Origin of the sequence: Streptomyces sp. BB1-1-1, from assembly GCF_031597775.1 — a bacterium.
In the GTDB taxonomy this organism is placed as follows: domain Bacteria; phylum Actinomycetota; class Actinomycetes; order Streptomycetales; family Streptomycetaceae; genus Streptomyces; species Streptomyces thinghirensis.
On sequence record NZ_CP134203.1, the window covers coordinates 1,198,502 to 1,214,967 of the forward strand.

General features: G+C 72.5%; 14 protein-coding genes. 9 read left to right on the forward strand and 5 right to left on the reverse strand.

Annotation, left to right across the window (positions count from 1 at the left end; all coding sequences use genetic code 11):
- The first annotated feature begins 88 nt into the window (after nucleotides 1-88).
- Together RI578_RS05465 and RI578_RS05470 are read left to right on the forward strand one after the other, a co-directional pair.
- Entirely contained in the window at nucleotides 89-1,384 is a 1,296-nt protein-coding gene (locus tag RI578_RS05465; protein ID WP_310869999.1) for an MFS transporter, read from the forward strand.
- Between the two features lie 67 nt (nucleotides 1,385-1,451).
- On the forward strand, nucleotides 1,452-1,919 hold the full coding sequence (locus tag RI578_RS05470; protein WP_310870000.1) for a hypothetical protein: 468 nt from the start codon (nucleotides 1,452-1,454) through the stop codon (nucleotides 1,917-1,919).
- 99 nt (nucleotides 1,920-2,018) lie between these two features.
- Here RI578_RS05470 and RI578_RS05475 read toward each other — a convergent pair whose 3' ends face one another.
- Both RI578_RS05475 and RI578_RS05480 read right to left on the reverse strand, forming a co-directional pair.
- Complete coding sequence (locus RI578_RS05475; protein WP_310870001.1) at nucleotides 2,019-7,070, reverse strand: DNA-binding protein; 5,052 nt, start codon at nucleotides 7,068-7,070, stop codon at nucleotides 2,019-2,021.
- Nucleotides 7,071-7,108: 38 nt separating this feature from the next.
- The gene (locus RI578_RS05480; RefSeq protein ID WP_310870002.1) at nucleotides 7,109-8,008 is read right to left on the reverse strand and encodes a DUF4132 domain-containing protein; all 900 of its coding nucleotides are present in this window, start codon (nucleotides 8,006-8,008) and stop codon (nucleotides 7,109-7,111) included.
- A 213-nt stretch (nucleotides 8,009-8,221) separates the two neighbouring features.
- On the opposite strand from RI578_RS05480, the gene RI578_RS05485 reads away from it, so the two are divergent.
- The 3 genes from RI578_RS05485 to RI578_RS05495 are packed head-to-tail and all read left to right on the forward strand — an operon-like array spanning nucleotide 8,222 to nucleotide 10,418.
- Nucleotides 8,222-9,295, forward strand: coding sequence for an aromatic ring-hydroxylating dioxygenase subunit alpha (locus tag RI578_RS05485; RefSeq protein WP_310870003.1), 1,074 nt, complete (start codon nucleotides 8,222-8,224; stop codon nucleotides 9,293-9,295).
- On the forward strand, nucleotides 9,292-9,483 hold the full coding sequence (locus RI578_RS05490; protein WP_310870004.1) for a hypothetical protein: 192 nt from the start codon (nucleotides 9,292-9,294) through the stop codon (nucleotides 9,481-9,483). The genes RI578_RS05485 and RI578_RS05490 overlap by 4 nt, the downstream gene beginning before the upstream one ends.
- Complete coding sequence (locus RI578_RS05495) at nucleotides 9,480-10,418, forward strand: PDR/VanB family oxidoreductase (protein ID WP_310870005.1); 939 nt, start codon at nucleotides 9,480-9,482, stop codon at nucleotides 10,416-10,418. The genes RI578_RS05490 and RI578_RS05495 overlap by 4 nt, the downstream gene beginning before the upstream one ends.
- Here RI578_RS05495 and RI578_RS05500 read toward each other — a convergent pair.
- Nucleotides 10,369-11,199 carry an IclR family transcriptional regulator C-terminal domain-containing protein gene (locus RI578_RS05500; RefSeq protein ID WP_310870006.1) on the reverse strand — a complete coding sequence of 277 codons (831 nt, stop codon included), beginning with the start codon at nucleotides 11,197-11,199 and terminating at the stop codon, nucleotides 10,369-10,371. The two genes, RI578_RS05495 and RI578_RS05500, sit on opposite strands and share 50 nt — an antisense overlap.
- A gap of 235 nt (nucleotides 11,200-11,434) precedes the next feature.
- Between RI578_RS05500 and RI578_RS05505 the strand changes: the two genes are divergently transcribed.
- Genes RI578_RS05505 through RI578_RS05520 form a run of 4 tightly spaced genes read left to right on the forward strand, consistent with a single transcriptional unit; the run spans nucleotide 11,435 to nucleotide 14,776 of the window.
- Nucleotides 11,435-12,403, forward strand: a complete 969-nt coding sequence (locus tag RI578_RS05505) for an ABC transporter substrate-binding protein (protein ID WP_310870007.1) — start codon at nucleotides 11,435-11,437, stop codon at nucleotides 12,401-12,403.
- Nucleotides 12,400-13,173 carry an ABC transporter permease gene (locus RI578_RS05510; RefSeq protein ID WP_310870008.1) on the forward strand — a complete coding sequence of 258 codons (774 nt, stop codon included), beginning with the start codon at nucleotides 12,400-12,402 and terminating at the stop codon, nucleotides 13,171-13,173. Before RI578_RS05505 ends, RI578_RS05510 begins: the two co-directional genes overlap by 4 nt.
- Nucleotides 13,170-13,949, forward strand: a complete 780-nt coding sequence (locus RI578_RS05515; protein WP_310870009.1) for an ABC transporter permease subunit — start codon at nucleotides 13,170-13,172, stop codon at nucleotides 13,947-13,949. Before RI578_RS05510 ends, RI578_RS05515 begins: the two co-directional genes overlap by 4 nt.
- A gap of 20 nt (nucleotides 13,950-13,969) precedes the next feature.
- Nucleotides 13,970-14,776: an ABC transporter ATP-binding protein gene (locus RI578_RS05520; RefSeq protein ID WP_310870010.1), complete on the forward strand. Its 807-nt coding sequence runs from the start codon at nucleotides 13,970-13,972 to the stop codon at nucleotides 14,774-14,776.
- On the opposite strand, the gene RI578_RS05525 is transcribed toward RI578_RS05520, so the two are convergent.
- Both RI578_RS05525 and RI578_RS05530 read right to left on the reverse strand, forming a co-directional pair.
- Nucleotides 14,770-15,459, reverse strand: coding sequence for a GntR family transcriptional regulator (locus RI578_RS05525; protein WP_399059520.1), 690 nt, complete (start codon nucleotides 15,457-15,459; stop codon nucleotides 14,770-14,772). The two genes, RI578_RS05520 and RI578_RS05525, sit on opposite strands and share 7 nt — an antisense overlap.
- Nucleotides 15,456-16,457, reverse strand: coding sequence for a proline racemase family protein (locus RI578_RS05530; RefSeq protein WP_310870011.1), 1,002 nt, complete (start codon nucleotides 16,455-16,457; stop codon nucleotides 15,456-15,458). The genes RI578_RS05525 and RI578_RS05530 overlap by 4 nt, the downstream gene beginning before the upstream one ends.
- Between the last annotated feature and the right edge of the window lie 9 nt (nucleotides 16,458-16,466).

The following is a 16,466-nucleotide window of genomic DNA, read 5'->3' on the forward strand; positions in this document are numbered from 1 at the left end:
CCAGGAGCAGCAAACGTCAGGGAAGGGTCAGGTGGCGCTGGTGTGAAAGTCACCGGTACGTGAGGTGTGCCGGGCCCGCCGCCCGGGGATGGTCGCGATCATGACAGGCATGCACACGGAAGCACCCCCGACCCGACGGCCCGTACGCCAGCTCCTCGCCGCCTCGGTGGGCAACGCCGTGGAGTGGTACGACTGGTACGCCTACACGTTCCTGGCCACCTACATCGCGGACCAGGTCTTCCCCGAGAGCGCGGACAACTCGCTGGTGCCGCTGCTGTCGACGTTCGCGGTGTTCGCGGTGGGCTTCTTCATGCGGCCGGTCGGCGGGCTGCTGATGGGCGCGATCGCCGACCGGCGGGGGCGGCGCGCCGCGCTGACGGTCACCATCCTGCTGATGGGCGGCAGCAGCCTGCTGGTCGGCCTGACCCCGACGTACGCGGCGGCCGGTGTGCTCGCCCCGGTGGTCCTGGTCGTGGCCCGGCTGCTCCAAGGGCTGTCGGTGGGCGGCGAGTTCGCGGCGTCGACGACCTTCCTGGTGGAGTCGGCGGGGCCGGGCCGACGCGGCCTCTTCTCCAGCTTCCAGTACGTGTCGACGACGGCGGGGCAGCTCGTGGCGTCCGGCGTCGCGGCCCTGCTCGTGAACACGTTGAGCGAGGAGCGGATGAACGGCTGGGGGTGGCGGGTGCCGTTCGTCCTCGGCGCCGTCCTCAGCCTGGTCGGCTTCTGGATCCGGCAGGGCGCCCAGGAGACCCGCAGCGCCGAGCAGCAGAAGGCCCCGCGCCCCGGCCTGTTCGAGGCGCTGCGCCGCCATCCGCGCGAGTCCCTGCTGATCTGCGGCATCACGGCGGGCGGCACCATCGCCTACTACACCTGGACGTCGTACCTGCCGACCTACGCCGAGCTCAACACCGGGCTGGACAAGGCGGACGCGCTGCTCGCGGGCACCATCTCGCTCGCCTTCTTCGCACTCCTCCAGCCGCTCGGCGGGCTGCTCTCCGACCGCTTCGGCCGCCGTCCGCTGCTGCTGTTCTTCGGCGTGGGGTTCGCCCTGCTGAGCGTGCCCCTGCTGCACTCCCTGCGCGACTCGTTCGCCGTGCTGCTGCTCGTGCAGTGCGCCGGCATGATCCTGCTGACCGGCTTCACCTCGATCAGCGCCGCCGTCAACGCCGAGATCTTCCCGCCCCGGGTACGGGCGGCCGGCATCGGCTTCCCCTACTCGCTGACGGTCGCACTGTTCGGCGGCACGGCGCCGTACGTGGGCACGCTGTTCAAGGACCTGGGCCACGCCGGGCTCTTCCCCTGGTACGTCGCCGTCCTGTGCCTGCTGTCCTCGCTCGTGTACCTGCGGCTGCCGGAGACGGCACACAAGGAGCTGGAGCGCTGACGCCCTGTGCGGGTCGGGCTCGTCCGCGCCAGGTAGGGCGGGTGAGTGCCGCTTCCGTGCCGGCGAGATGGACGGCCGTGGCGAGCCACTGGGCCGTGCAGTGGTCCTGATCGTCCGGGCGGAGGCGGCCGAAGACGTCGCGGGTCCGGTGCGCGGCCACCTCGCCGAGCGCGGCGACCAGTGCCGCGCCGGTGGCGAATCCGCCGCGGCGCAGCGCGGCCTCGTGCCCGTGGCGGTCGTTCTCGCGTGCGGGTTCGGCGACGGCCCGGCGTCCTCCGGCGACCGACAGCTCGACCATGCCGCGAACCCGCCGCCGGGTAGCCGGAGCGGGGGCAGCCGCCGTCGGGTCCGGGGCGTCCTCGTCGCCGGCCAAGCCTGGCGCGTGGAACGCGCCGATCACCGCCGCGACCCGGTGCTGCCACCGGTGCGGCGGTGCGCGGATCCGAGAGATACGGCAGCCACGGCGAGCGCGGGACTGTGGTGCCGTACGCCGATCAGGTACGGCCGGGTGCGGGCTGCCGGCGCGGCCATCTGAGCGGCCGCCTCCTGTCTTGCGGTCATACGGTCACGGGACCAGGTGAGTGGTTCGGCGGGGACGGCCGCACCCGGCGACCGTCCCCGCCGGTGGCGGCACTCAGCGGCGGCGCTTGCGCGGTCGCGGCACTTCCAGTTCCTCCAGCCGCGGCCCGTCCCCGTCCTGGGTCCGCTGCCAGGCGTCGCGGTACAGACCGGCGACGGGCCGGGTGGGCACCACGACGCCCAGGACGGGGCTCTCACCGTCGAGCAGGTCGTACATCGGCAGCTTCCACCGCTCCAGCGGCAGGTGCGGATTGGTGAGCTGGGTCCAGCCGCCGGGCAGGAACAGCGAACGTCCGGCCTTGGAGCGGTTGCCTTCGACCACGAGGTCGGTGGCCGCGAGTTCGGCGCGGGCGGCGCGGAGCCGGGCCGTGCCACCGCGTCGCCTGCCCCATCCGGTCCAGCGCGCGGTGTTGCGGTCGGTCGGATCCGGCATGGCCAGCAGCATCAGGTAGAGGACGGCGGCGTCCTCACCGATGCCGTGCCGCTCGGCGACCTCACCGACCAGGTCGGGCACGGACCGGGCGGGGTCCTGCGGCCACCACAGGCCGTCCTCGTCGCGCTCGCCCGCCACCGGGTTGCCGGGGTCGGCGAGCAGCTCGGCGAAGGGCCGGTCATGGACCATGCTCAGTGCCGTCTCCTGGGCGTTCGGTCGTTCCCCCGTGAACAGCGCCGTCAGGTGGGGGTCGTCGCCGGCCGCGTCCAGCAGCGCGGGCCGGATGGCGGGGACGGGCCTGGACCCTTCGGTGCCCAGCACGACCGCGCCGTAGCGCACGAAGTCCTCGCCGGTCTCCGTGGGATCTCCGGCGGCCCGCCGGAACGCCTCCCAGTCGGTGCGCCGGTCGAGGGCGATCAGCAGGCCGGGGTGGGCCAGCCGGTCGCGCAGCGCGCTCAGTACGACGGGCAGGGTGGCGCGGACCGGGTCGCCGGACGGGAGCCGGTGGGCGAGCCACGCGGCCAGGGCCACGGAGCCCTTGAGGACGTCGTTGTCGAAGCCGGGCGTCCGCTCGGCGGATTCGAGATAGTAGCTGCCGAACTTCCAGGTCAGGTCCTGTGTCAGGCGGGGTTCGGTGGTCATGTCGACGAAGCCGTGCAGTGCTCCGGGCGGAGCCCATCCCGGGGAGACCACGGTACGGGCCGCTTCGTGGAGCACGTCCTCGGAGATGGGCGTGCGCCGGCCCAGCCGCTCGTTCCAGACCTCGGCCGCGCGGGCGGCGTCGGGGCCGTCGGTCCACAGCCGTGTCGGCTCGGCGGGGAGCAGCGCCGCCACGACGGCCTGCCGGGCGCCCGCGTCGAGGGAGCGCAGTTCGTCCTTGGCCACGCGCGCGTCGGCCGACTTCACTCCGATCGTCTTGAGCGTCGCGGAGGGCACCGGCTCGCGCTTGTCGTCGATCATGGGCAGGCCGGCGACCAGCAGCCGGGCCATGGTCGGGGTGACGCCGGTGAGCCGCGCGAACTCCTCGGCGGCCGCCGGGAACCAGGGTGCCGGGCCGCGCTCGGCCAGCTCGGCGCGGAACGCCGCCGCCCAGCCGGGCGCTCGGGTCGGCTTCGGCACGAACTCCCCCACGGCGACCGGAGTGTACGGCGCGGGCACCTCGAACCGGCCGGACGGATCGTGGAAGACCGCTCCGTAGCACCGGCCCGCGGTGTCGTCCTCGGAGTCCCATTCACGCAGGTAGTCGAAGGCTCGGTGGGGAAAGAGCAGGAACGCGCCGCCGTCGAGGTCCAGCACCGTCTCGTCCGTGTTGCCCCGCACGGCGTCGGGCCCCTCGAACAGGCTCTGGTCCAGCCGCAGCCGGACGCGGCGCCAGTGGCCGGGGTCCAGCTCCGTGAGTTGCTGCGCGTCGAATTCCGCGAGGAACGCGTCCAGGGGCTGCCGGTGCTCCTCCACGGTGGGCACCGAACAGGCCCGCAGGGCCAGTATCGCGGGCAGCTCGGGCAGAGCCAGGGCGTCGATCTTCCTCAGCGACTCCTGCCTGGCCAGTTCGAGGTGGGTCCGGCCCGGGGGAACCGGCTCGGCCGGGCCCCGCATCGACCGGCCCAGCAGGTGCGGCAGGTTATGGAGGTGGTGCTCACTGGCCCAGTAATGGGGGCGCCAGCCCCGGCCGGTCAGGCCGACACCGTTCACCGCCGCCTCGAGCAGCTTGTCTCCGGTCCTGGGCCGTGGCTCCTGCGGCTCGACCCCGGCGATCGCGGAGTCGAGCCGGGTCAGCGCCTCGTCCAGGACGCGCTGCTGCTCGGCGGCGAACCTCACCACCCCGGCGACGCCCGCGCGCAGCGCCTCGTGGCCGATCTCGGGCAGGAGTGTCCGGACCAGGCCGCCCACCATGTCCCGGTCGTCCGTCTCCACCCCCTCCTCGCCCCGCTCGCCGTCCTTCTCGGCGTCCAGCGCCGCCACGGCTCCCATCAGGAGCGCCTTGGCGGTGTCCTCGCCCACCTTGCGGAGCGCGGCGGACCCCTGCGGGTCGCGCGGCTGGAGGAGGTGCCAGTAGCGCAGGTGCGGAAGCAGTGCCGTACCGGCGTTGAAGGGTCCGGCCTTGTAGCCTGTCCCGGTCTCGGCGAGCAGCGCGCCCTTGGTGTCGACGAGCCTCACCGTGCGCGACGTGTGGATCACGGTCACCGGCCGGTCGGCGCCGGGGAACACCAGCGCGTGCTGCAGGTCCCCGTCCACTTCGGGTGGCACGACGACCGAGCGTCCGGCCAGGTCCTCGCCCCGCCGCGAACCGTCGGGGAGGGTCACCACGCGCCAGCCGAGCACTCCGTCCACCGGGGCGCACATCGGGCCCGGTACGGCGGAGGGGGCGGGCAGCAGCCAGGCGCTCCTCAGAGTGCTTCCCTCCGGAGCGGTGCGCAGCGCCTCGTCGATCCACTGCGGTGCTCCGGGTTCGCCCAGCGTGTCGCCGACCGGGTCGTACGCGCGCCAGGTGTACTTCCCGTCCTCCCCGTCCGCCCTGGCCACCACCCAGTACGAGGTGCCGTCACTGATCACCTGCCGCGTTTGCGGTACGAAGGCGTCCCCTCGGCGCAGCACCCCGTGACCGGTGGTCCGGCCGCCTCCGGGAAGGGGAAGGGAGGCGGGTGCCATACCGCCGTTGACTCCTCCGCTCCCGTCCACCTCGCAGGGCCACCAGGCGTGGACGTCACCCTCGACCGCCATGCGTGGCGAGTCGGTGGTGTCGTGCCAGTACCCCTGCCAGGTGAGGGTGGAGCCGGCCGTGGAGGACAGTCGCCACCAGACGAGCAGCCCGCCGTCCACGTACTGGCAGGTGAACGACCCGAACAGGTCCGAAGGGTCCGGGAGGCTCGGCACACAGGCGAGAACCGTGCCCTCCGCCCCGATCACCCGGGCCTCTCCACCGGCCATGACGATGAGGTACGGCCAGCCGTCGATGACCCTGATGCCACGGTTCTTCTCCCGCGAGGCGTCGGACCGCAGGGCTTCCTCCCAGGCGGGCCAGCCCAGCTCGTCGAGGACGCCGGTGCGCAGGGTGCTGGCCAGCGCGGGTGCGACGCCGGTGGCCAGGGCCTCCCGCACTTCGTCGGCGGCGACGGCCAGCGCCTCCCCCGGCAGCCAGGACAGCGTGCGCAGAGCGCCGGAGTAGCCGGAGAGTTCGGCCAGTTCGCGGGTGAGGTACCTCCGGCCGACCTCCGCCACCCAGGGTGCGAGCATCGTCCGCCCGCCTGGGGACCCGGCCAGGTTGACGACGGTCTCCTCGCTGTTGCCCCACTTCCCCTCGGGACAGCCGCGCCGGAACGCCGGACGGAAACGCGCGTCGGCCTCCAGCGCGAGGAGATCCCGCCGGTACTCGCGGGCCGCCCACGTGCTCAGGGCGAGCCTCTGGTCGTCGCCGGGTTCCGCCACCGGTATGTCCAGGGACAGCAGCTGGTCGAGCAGGTTCACGTCGCCGACCGGGGGCTGGAGGGTGTCCCCCTGGGCCCAAAGCTCGGCACGCAGCGCGTCGGCCATGCGGTCGACCAGCGGATACAGTTCCGGCGGCGCGGCCTGGTGTCCGTCGGTCCCGCACAGCGCGAGGAACCTGCGCGTCCATCCGACCGTCCCGTCGGGGGAACGGGCCTCGGCGGGCAGCGTGGCGTCGCACAGCCCGGCAGCCGCCCCGGCGTCCTCCAGCAGGGCCAGCCACTGGGGCAGTTCGTCCCGCTCCCACTCCGCCGGCAGCAGCCCCAGCAGCGTGCCGCGGGCGGCGGGCTCACGCCGGGCCAGTTCCAGCAGGGCGGTCCGGTGGGCCTTCCACCAGCCGGGCGGGGCCTTGGCCGTGCCGGGCAGCGGCAGCATCTCGCGGAGGTGTGCCATCTCCTCGGCGAGCGCGTTCTTGCCCGCGACCGCCTTCGCCAGCCGGCGCAGGTCGGCCGCGCCCGGGCTCGACGGCGGCACGCCGTGCGCGGCGAGCCGGACGAAGAGCCCGCACAGGTGCCGGAAGGCCGTCGCGGCCGGTACGCGGGACGACAGCCCCTTGGCGTAACTGGAGAGGATCTTCGTCGGCACCGCGCCGGCCAGGGCGAACTCGAGGAACACCGCGTCCATGCGCGCCTCGTCGAACGGCAGCGCGTGTGCCGTCTCGGCCTTGCGCGCGTTGATGAACATCTGGGACGCGTAGGCCGTCTGGTCGGCGGCCAGGAACACCCGGCCGGCCTGCTCGTAGAAGGTCGGCAGGAAGTGCGGTACGGAGCCCGCGAGCCGTTCGCCGATCGACTCGTAGGTGGCGCGGGCCTTCTTCGCCCGGGATCTCACCGTCCGCGCGACCTTGTTCATCTCATCGACCAGGGACATCGCCAGGTGTCCGTCCGAGGGATGACGGACCAGCACCCATTCGGGGAAGCCCATGGCCCGGTGTTGTCCGACACCGACCTCCACCGGCTCGCCGTCGGGTTCGAGTCCGAGGAAGCCCGTGTCCGGGTCGCCGGTCCCGTCCTCGGCGATCAGGCGCACCACGGTCCGGCCGTCCAGTCCCGGATGCCGGTAGGCCCGGGCGTACACGGGCACGGCCCGGTCGCCTCCGCCGGTGGTGCCCGGCGGCAGTACCGCACCGGCGCGCAACAGCTCCTCCACCTCCGCCGCCGTCGCCGCGTCCCGTGTCGTGCCGTCGCTCATGCTCACGTGCCTTCCGTGGGTGTGCGTACCGCTGCCGTTCACTCGGTGCCGTCCGTGGTCACGGTGCGGCCGGCGTGCAGGGCCGCGGCCATGCGCATGCCCTCGGACCAGGCCACGGGGCCGACCTCGGTCAGCGGGAGACACCGGTGCCCGTCCCCGTCGCTCCAGGACAGGCTGCCGGTCCAGGCCTTGTCCTCGGTGTAGGGATCGCTCATGCCGACCGTGGCGGTGATGACGCGCCCGGCGTCCCGGATCCTGTCGACGATGCTGCCGCCGGAGATCTTGTAGCCGAGGGACGTGGCGCGGGAGGAGAGGTGGAACCAGGAGCGGTACTCGGCGTCGGCGAACTCGGTGACCCTGTCGGTTCCGCCGCCGGTCCCGGCGGGTTTGCGCCAGGTGGCCCGGTGGATCTGCTCGACGCCCTGGACCACGCCCGACTCGGCCGCGAAGGTCCGGAGTTCCGCCAGGTCGGGGAGGAGGACCGGGTGCGGCATGGTCACCGTCCGGGCTGCCAGGCGGACGGTCTCACCGTCCAGGTTCACCACCCGCAGTACGCCCGAGTCGTCCACGTCGCGCAGGAAGCCGGCCTCCCCGGGGGTGTCACCGCCATCGGGACCGTCACCGACGATAACGATGTCGCGGAGCGCCGCCCGCCATGCCTCGTCGGGCCAGACCCGGGCCAGCAGAGCGGTCGGCACCGGCAGCGAGGACACCATCCAGTTGCCGACCTGTGCCGCGCACTCGGCCGCGTGCCGGTCCAGCCACTCGGCGAAGCGCTGGAGTTCGACGACTTCGGGCCGGTCCCGTATCTCCGCGGGCAGGGCTCTTACCCGCTTCCCCTCCTGCCCGGCCGGGGGTGGGCCCGACGCGGACCGGGCCACCACCCGGCCGTCCACCAGAGCGACTTCATATGTGTCGCCCGCTGCCAGCCAACCCATCGCTTCCTCGCCTCTTCCACATCCGGGATCCGGGATCCGGCACAGCATGTCCGGCGGGCCCAACCGGCCCGCCCCGCTGTGACGTTGGCGAAAGACTAGAGGCACCCACCGACAGTCCCCGCGACGCCGCCTTCCGTGAGGCGGAAGAAGCGTTGCCACCCGTGACGCCCTCCCGGACGATGCCACCACCCACGACGGACGGGAGCCGCAACGATGCCGCACATGACCGCCTTCGCCAGGAACCAGTGGTACGTCGCCGCCTACAGCCACGAGGTCGGCCGCGAGTTGCTGGGACGCACACTGCTCGGTGAGCCGCTCGTCCTCTACCGCACCGAGGGGGACGGGACGCCGGTGGTCCTGCACGACCGCTGCGTGCACCGCCGCTACCCGCTCTCCGAGGCGCCGACGCGGCTGGACGGCGACCGGATCGTGTGCGGGTACCACGGGTTCACGTACGACACGACGGGCACCTGCGTGTACGTGCCGGGCCAGAAGCGCGTCCCGCGCACCGCCCGCGTCGCCTCCTACCCGGTAATCGAGCAGGACTCCCTGGTGTGGGTGTGGATCGGGGACCCGGCGCTGGCCGACACCGGGACCGTGCCGCGCGCCCGCCACCTGGACTCCCCCGGCTGGGTCACGGTCCGGGGCATGGAGCCGATCGACGCCGACTACGGACTGCTGGTCGACAACCTCCTCGACCTCTCCCACGAGACGTATCTGCACGGCGGTTACATCGGCACGCCCGAGGTCGCCGAGACGCCGATCACCACGGAGGTCGACGAGGGCGCCGGGATCGTCCGGGTCAGCCGGCACATGGACGACGCCGAGTGCCCGCCGTTCTACGCCAGGTCGACCGGTATCAGCGGGCGAATCTCGCGGTGGCAGGACATCGAGTACCACGCGCCGTGCCTGTACCTGCTGCACAGCCGGGTCGCACCGACCGGTGTGGTGCCGGAGGCGGACGGCAGCGATCCGAACGGCTTCCACACCGAGATCACCTACGCCATCACGCCGTCCGGCGACGGCAAGGTGTACGACTTCTGGGCGGTCTCGCGGGACTGGGCGACGGACGACGCCGAGGTCACCGAGTTCCTGCGGAAGAACAACCACACGGTCGTCATGCAGGACGTCGACGCGCTCAACCTGCTCCAGCGCACGCTCGGCACCGAGCGCACCGGCTACCAGGAGCTGAGCATCAACATCGACACCGGCGGCCTGGCGGCCCGCCGCATCCTCGCCCGGCTGGTCGAGGAGGGCGACAGGCCCGCCGAACGGGCGGCCCGATGAGCGGGCGCACCGGCGAGGTCTACCGCATCGACTGGCTGCCGGGCACCGACGTACTGCACGGCACCTGCCACTGCGGCGCCGAGCACACCGCCGATGACCCCGTCACGATGTGGGACTGGATGCTCGCCCACCCGCAGGGACACCCGGACGGACACCCGCAGGAGAAACACCGGGGAAGCGACTCATGACCCTCTACGAAGCCGAACTCGTCGTCGACCGCCGGGAGACCGCGGCCGACGGCGTGCTCACCCTCGCCCTGCGTCACCCGCTCGGCGAACCGCTGCCCGTCTGGGAGCCCGGCGCCCACATCGATGTCGTCCTCGCGCCGGAGCTGGAGCGGCAGTACTCGCTGTGCGGCGACCCGGCCGACCGGACGGTGTGGCGGATCGCCGTGTTGCGCGAGGCCGCGGGGCGGGGAGGGTCGGCCCACGTGCACGGTGAGTTGCGGGTCGGCGACAAGGTCCGGGTACGAGGACCGCGCAACCACTTCCGGCTGGAGCCGGCCCCCCACTACCGCTTCGTCGCGGGCGGTATCGGCATCACCCCGATCCTGCCCATGCTGGCCGCCGTCGAGGAGGCGGGCGCCGAGTGGCGCCTGCTCTACGGCGGGCGGACACGGAACACCATGGCGTTCACCGCGGAGTTGGAGCGGTACGGCGACCGGGTCACGATCGCCCCGGAGGACGAGTCGGGGCTGCTGGACCTCGCCTCCGTACTCGACGACATCCCCGAGGACACCCTCGTCTACTGCTGCGGGCCGGCGCCGCTGCTGGACGCCGTCGAGGCGCGCTGCCCGGCCGGGATCCTGCGCCTGGAGCGGTTCCGTCCGAAGGAGGCGGGGGCGGGGAGCCCGGACACGGAGTTCGAGGCCGTACTCGCGCGCAGCGGGCGCACGGTCGCCGTCCCGCCGGGCGTCTCCGTCCTGGACGCCGTCCGGGCCGCCGGCGTCGAGGTGCTCTTCTCCTGTACGGAGGGCACCTGCGGCACCTGCGAGACCGACGTCGTCGAGGGCGAGCCGGACCACCGGGACTCGGTGCTCACCGACGAGGAGCGGGCCGCCGGGGAGACGATGCTCATCTGTGTGTCCCGCTGCCGTGGCCGGCGGCTCGTGCTGGACCTGTGAGCGCCTGACCGGTGATCCGGAGGTCGGCGTCGATCCGGGCGACGGTCGCCAGCAGGTGCGGCAGCAGGTCCCGGCGTACGGACTCCACGGAGTTGCGGCCGGCGTGCACCGCGATGTTCACGCCGGCCACCGCCTCGCCGTCCCGGTCCCGCACCGGCGCGGCGACGGACCTGAGCCCGTCCTCGAGTTCCTGGTCGACGAGCGCGTAGCCCTGGCGGCGCACCCGGCGCAGTTCCGCGCGCAGGGCGTCCGCCGAGGTGAGGGTGCGGGCGGTGTGCGGACGCAGGTCGGCGCGGGCGATCCGGGTCTCGATCTCGGCGTCCGGCAGATCGGCGAGGATCACCCGGCCCACCGAGGTGAGGTGTGCCGGGAAGCGGGTGCCCACGGTGATCGACGCGGTCATGATGCGACTGGTCGGGACGCGTGCGACGTACACGACGTCGTCGCCGTCCAGGACGCACAGCGAGGAAGACTCCCGTACCTGCGCGACGAGTCGCTCCAGGTGCGGTTCGGCGATCTGCGGCAGCGTGAAGCCGGCCAGATAGGAGTAGCCCAGCTCCAGCACGCGCGGAGTGAGCCGGAAGAGCCGACCGTCGGTGTGAACGTAGCCGAGATCCGCCAGGGTGAGCAGGAAGCGGCGGGCCGCCGCGCGGGTGAGTTCCGCGGCGCGGGCGACCTCGCTCAGGGTCAGCGCCGGGTGGTCGGCGTCGAAGGCCCGGATGACGGCGAGGCCCCGTTCGAAGGACCTGACGAAGTGCGGTGCGCGGGCTGCATCGGGCATCTGGCCTCCGGCAAGAGCCTCACGGCAGGGCGTGCGGCACGAACGACCGTACGCAGTGCGCACGCTACGAGTGCGCGTCCCGCACTGTCAACGACCCCAGGTTGAATCCTCAACGGCCCATATCGACGCGGGCATTGACCTGGCCTCCGCACCGGCCCTACGTTCCCGCTGAGCACGTTCGTGCTGTCTGCGCACAGCCTGTCGGAGCACCTGGTCCGGTCCCACAGGGGGAGTCATGCGTCGTCTGTTCGTCGGCCTCACGGCCGTGTCCGTCCTGACCGCCGCGACGGCTTGCGGCTCGTCCGATTCCGGAGGGTCGGGCGACGCCGGGTCGTCCGGCGGCACCACCACGGTCAAGGTGGGCCTCATCCCCATCGTCGACGTCGCGCCCCTGTACCTGGGGCAGAAGAAGGGCTTCTTCGACGAGCGCGGGTTGAAGCTGTCCTTCGCCGGCGCGCAGGGCGGGGCGGCGATCGTGCCCGGCGTGGTCAGCGGCCAGTTCGAGTTCGGCTTCAGCAACATGACGTCGTTGATGATCGCCCAGTCGAACAACGTGCCCGTCAAGGCGGTGGCCAACGGCATCGCCTCGACCGGCGTCGTGGGCAAGGACTTCGAGGCGCTCACCGTCAAGGGCGACAGCCCGATCAAGTCGGCGAAGGAGCTGGAGGGCAAGAAGGTCGCCATCAACACGCTGAAGAACATCAACGAGACCGCGGTACGGGCCTCGGTCGGCGCCGCGGGCGGCGACCCCGACAAGGTGGACTTCGTCGAGCTGGCCTTCGACCAGATGCCGGCCGCGCTCGACGGCGGGCGGATCGACGCGGCGATGGTGGTGGAACCGGCACTGGCCACCATCAAGAGCCAGGGCGGCCGGGAGATCGCCTCCCCCATGGTCGACATCCATCCGGATCTGACGGTCGCCATGTACTTCACCTCCACCCGGTACGCGCAGGAGAACCCGGAGGTGGTGAAGAAGTTCCAGGAGGCCACCGCCGAGTCCCTCGCGTACGCCGACGCCCACCCCGACGAGGTCCGCGAGATCGTCACCACGTACACGAAGATCCCGCCGGACGTGCTGGCGAAGGTGACCCTGCCGAAGTGGCCGACCGAACCGAACCGCTCCTCCCTCCATGCGCTGGGCAAACTCGGTTACGAGGACGGCCTGTTCGACCGGTTCCCCGACCTGGACGCGCTGCTGCCGTGAAGGGGGCGAACGCCGCGCTGGGCGCGACCGGCCTCGCGGTCTTCCTCGCCCTCGGCGAGGCGGTACCGCGCCTCGGCCTGGTCGAGGACGAGTACTTCCCGCCGACCAGCCGCATCGCCGACGCGCTCGGCACGGAGGTCGCGGACGGCGCCTTCTGGACCGCGCTCGGCGACACGCTCACCGGCTGGGCGCTGGGCCTGGCCCTCGCGGTCGGCGCCGGAATCGTCGTCGGGGTGCTCCTGTCGGTGGTGCCGTACTTGCGCGAGGCGACGGCGTCCACGATCGAGTTCCTGCGCCCGATCCCGTCGGTCGCGCTGATCCCGCTGGCGGTGCTGATGTACGGCACCGAACTGCGGTCGGTGCTGCTCCTGGTCGTGTACGCCGCCTTCTGGCAGATGCTGATCCAGGTCCTGTACGGCGTCCAGGACGTCGACCCGGTCGCCGAGGAGACGGCGCGGTCGTACGGTCTGGGCACTTGGGCGCGGGTCCGGCACGTGCTGTGGCCGACCGCGCTGCCGTACGTCATGACGGGGGTGCGGCTGGCGGCGGCCGTCGCGTTGATCCTCGCCATCACCGCCGAACTCGTCATCGGCGCGCCGGGGCTGGGCGCCCGGATCGCCGTCGCGCAGACCTCGCAGGCCGTGCCCGAGATGTACGCGCTGATCGTCGTCGCCGGTCTGCTCGGGCTGTTGATCAACGTCGGGGCCCGGTCGGTGGAGCGACGGGCGCTGGCCTGGCACCAGTCGGTACGCGGGGAGGTGGCGGTGTGAGGCGGGTACTGCTGCGACTGGTGTTCGCGCTCGCGCTGCCCGCCGTGCTGGTGGCCGTCTGGTGGGTGTCGTCGGCCGGCAGCGAGGACGTGTACTGGCCGCCGCTCGGCACGATCCTGGAGACCTTCCCGGACGTGTGGACCGCCGACCGGTGGCGCGGTGACGTGCTGCCCAGCGTGCTCAGGCTCGCGGCGGGCTACGCGCTCGCGGCCGTCGCCGGTGTCGCGCTCGGCACGCTCATCGGCTCCTACCGGCGGGTGCGGGCGGTGTGCGAGCCGGTGCTGGAGTTCCTGCGGGCGGTGCCGCCGCCGGTGCTGGTGCCGGTGATCATGCTGTTCGCGGGCATCGGCGACACCATGAAGATCGTCGTGATCGCGGCCGGCTGTGTGTGGCCGGTGCTGCTCAACACGGTCGAGGGGGTCCGGGCGGTCGACGCGGTGATGGCCGAGACGGCCCGCTCCTACGGCATCACGGGTGTCGCGTGGCTGCGGCACGTGGTGCTGCGCTCGGCGAGCCCGCAGATCTTCGCGGGTCTGCGCCAGGCGTTGTCGATCGGCATCATCCTGATGGTGATCAGCGAGATGTTCGCCGCCAGCAACGGCCTCGGTTTCACCATCGTGCAGTTCCAGCGCTCGTTCGCGATCCCCGACATGTGGACCGGCATCCTGCTGCTCGGCCTGCTCGGTTTCGTGCTCTCGGTCCTGTTCCAGCTGGTCGAGCGGCGGGCGCTCGGCTGGTACCACGGCCTGCGCGCCGCCGCCCGGCGGCCTGGGTGAAGCTTCCGAAAGGGCGGTCCATGCTCGACGTACGCGGCCTGAAGAAGGTGTACGAGGGATCGGGGCGGCGCGTCGAGGCGGTGCGCGACCTGACCTTCTCCGTGGCGGCCGGGGAACTGGTCTGCCTGGTCGGCCCGTCGGGCTGCGGCAAGACGACGCTGCTGAAGTGCGTGGGCGGGCTGCTGGAACCGACGGCCGGCGAGGTGCTCCTGGCCGGGCGGAAGGTGGCCGGTCCGCCGCCCGGCATGGCGTTCGTCTTCCAGGAGTACGGGCGCAGCCTCTTCCCGTGGATGCGGGTCGGCGAGAACGTCGAACTGCCCCTGAAACAGAAGGACCTGGGCAAGGCGCGGCGCCGGGAGCTGGTCACGGACGCCCTCGCCTCGGTCGGTCTCGCGGACGCCGCCGGGGCGTATCCCTGGCAGTTGTCCGGGGGCATGCAGCAGCGGGTCGCCATCGCGCGGGCGCTGGCGTACGAGCCCGAAGTGCTCCTGATGGACGAGCCGTTCGCGGCGGTGGACGCGCAGACCCGCGCGGACCTGGAGGATCTGGTACGGCGGCTGTGGCGGGAACGCGCGATCACCGTCCTGTTCGTCACCCACGACATCGACGAGGCCCTCTACCTGGGCGAACGCGTGATCGTGCTGTCCGCCTCCCCCACGGTCGTGCGGGAGCAGCTCGAGGTCGACCTGCCGGGCGAGCGGGACCAGGTGCACACGCGGGTGGCCCCGCGCTTCGCCGAGCTGCGGACCCATGTGTACGAGCAGATCCAGGCGGCGAAGCGCGGGGCGGCGCAGCCGGTCGAGACGGACGCGCCGCCGCCTCACTGACCCGGGGCCGCCCACAGCCCGCGGACGTGTCCCAGGTGCCGCCTCATCACCCCGCGGACCCCCTCCTCGTCGCGGGCGAGCAGCGCGTCGAGGATCTCCAGGTGCTCCTCGGCCGACGCCCGCAGCCTCCCCTGCTCCACCAGCGCCGTCAGGCCGTACAGCCGGGAGCGACGACGCAGGTCGCGTACGACCTCCACCAGGTGGGCGTTGCCGGCCAGCGCCAGCAGCCCCAAGTGGAAGCGCAGGTCGGCCTCGACGTACGCGATGAGGTCACCGGCCGCGGCCGAGGTGACGATCTCCTCGGCCACCGGGCGCAGGGCCTCCAGCGCGACGGCGTCGGCGGTGGTGGCGAGCCCGGCGGTGGTCGGGATCTCGATGAGCGACCGGATGTGGGTGTACTCGTCGAGTTGCCGGTCGGAGACGGCGGTGACCCGGAATCCCTTGTTGGGAACGGTGTCGACCAGCCCTTCCTTGGCGAGGTCGAGCATCGCCTCGCGCACGGGGGTGGCGGAGACGCCGAAGCGGGCGGCGAGGCCGGGGGCCGAGTAGACCTCGCCGGGGCGCAGTTCGCCCGCGATGAGGGCGGCGCGCAGCGCCTCGGCGACCCGCTCGCGGTGACTGGGCTTCCTGCTGCCGAGGACGGGCAGGACGGGACCGGTGGCGTTCGAGTTCACAGCACTCACAGCACGAACCCCGCGGGGAAGGGGTCCTCGGGATCGAGCAGGTACTGCGCGGTGCCGGTGATCCACGCGCGGCCGGTGAAACTGGGCAGCACGGCGGGCAGGCCCCCGGCCTCGGTCGTGCCGAGCAGCCGGCCGGTGAACCGGGTGCCGATGAAGGACTCGTTCACGAACTCGGTGTGCAGGGGGAGTTCACCACGGGCGTGCAGCTGGGCCATGCGGGCACTGGTGCCGGTGCCGCAGGGCGAGCGGTCGAACCAGCCGGGGTGGATCACCATGGCGTGCCGGGAGTGGCGGGCGGTCGCGTCGGGTGCGGTCACCTGGACATGGTGGCAGCCGCGGATGGAGGAGTCCTCCGGGTGTACCGGCTCCTCGACCTCGTCGATGGCCGCCATCAGGGAGAGGCCGGCGGCGAGGATGTCGTCCTTGCGGGACCGGTCGAAGGGCAGCCCCAGCCGCTCCAGCGGCAGAATCGCGTAGAAGTTGCCGCCGTAGGCGAGGTCGTACGTCACCGTCCGGCCGTCGGGCAGGGTCACCTCGCGGTCGAGGCCGACGGCGAAGGAGGGCACGTTGCGCAGGGTCACCGCCCTGGCCGCGCCGCCCTCCACCGCCACCTCGGCGACCACGACTCCGGCGGGGGTGTCGAGGCGGATGGTGGTGACGGGTTCCACGACCTCGACCATGCCGGTCTCCACGAGGACCGTTGCCACGCCGATCGTGCCGTGTCCGCACATGGGGAGGTAGCCGGAGACCTCGATGTAGACGACGCCCCAGTCGCAGTCGGCCCGGGTGGGCGGCTGGAGGATCGCGCCGCTCATGGCGGCGTGGCCGCGCGGTTCGTTCATCAGCAACCGCTTGACGTCGTCGCGGTGTTCGCGGAAGTACAGCCGCCGCTCGTTCATGGTCGCGCCGGGGATGGTGCCGATGCCGCCGGTGACCACTCGGGTGGGCATGCCCTCGGTGTGGGAGTCGACGGCGTGCAGGACGAGTGTGCTGCGCATGGTCGTACC

Bases quoted from the DNA above. Each gene is read 5' to 3' on its own strand.
- RI578_RS05465 (WP_310869999.1), top strand. From the start codon at position 89: ATGGTCGCGATCATGACAGGCATGCACACGGAAGCACCCCCGACCCGA.
- RI578_RS05470 (WP_310870000.1), top strand. From the start codon at position 1,452: ATGGACGGCCGTGGCGAGCCACTGGGCCGTGCAGTGGTCCTGATCGTC.
- RI578_RS05475 (WP_310870001.1), bottom strand. From the start codon at position 7,070: ATGAGCGACGGCACGACACGGGACGCGGCGACGGCGGCGGAGGTGGAG.
- RI578_RS05480 (WP_310870002.1), bottom strand. From the start codon at position 8,008: ATGGGTTGGCTGGCAGCGGGCGACACATATGAAGTCGCTCTGGTGGAC.
- RI578_RS05485 (WP_310870003.1), top strand. From the start codon at position 8,222: ATGCCGCACATGACCGCCTTCGCCAGGAACCAGTGGTACGTCGCCGCC.
- RI578_RS05490 (WP_310870004.1), top strand. From the start codon at position 9,292: ATGAGCGGGCGCACCGGCGAGGTCTACCGCATCGACTGGCTGCCGGGC.
- RI578_RS05495 (WP_310870005.1), top strand. From the start codon at position 9,480: ATGACCCTCTACGAAGCCGAACTCGTCGTCGACCGCCGGGAGACCGCG.
- RI578_RS05500 (WP_310870006.1), bottom strand. From the start codon at position 11,199: ATGCCCGATGCAGCCCGCGCACCGCACTTCGTCAGGTCCTTCGAACGG.
- RI578_RS05505 (WP_310870007.1), top strand. From the start codon at position 11,435: ATGCGTCGTCTGTTCGTCGGCCTCACGGCCGTGTCCGTCCTGACCGCC.
- RI578_RS05520 (WP_310870010.1), top strand. From the start codon at position 13,970: ATGCTCGACGTACGCGGCCTGAAGAAGGTGTACGAGGGATCGGGGCGG.
- RI578_RS05530 (WP_310870011.1), bottom strand. From the start codon at position 16,457: ATGCGCAGCACACTCGTCCTGCACGCCGTCGACTCCCACACCGAGGGC.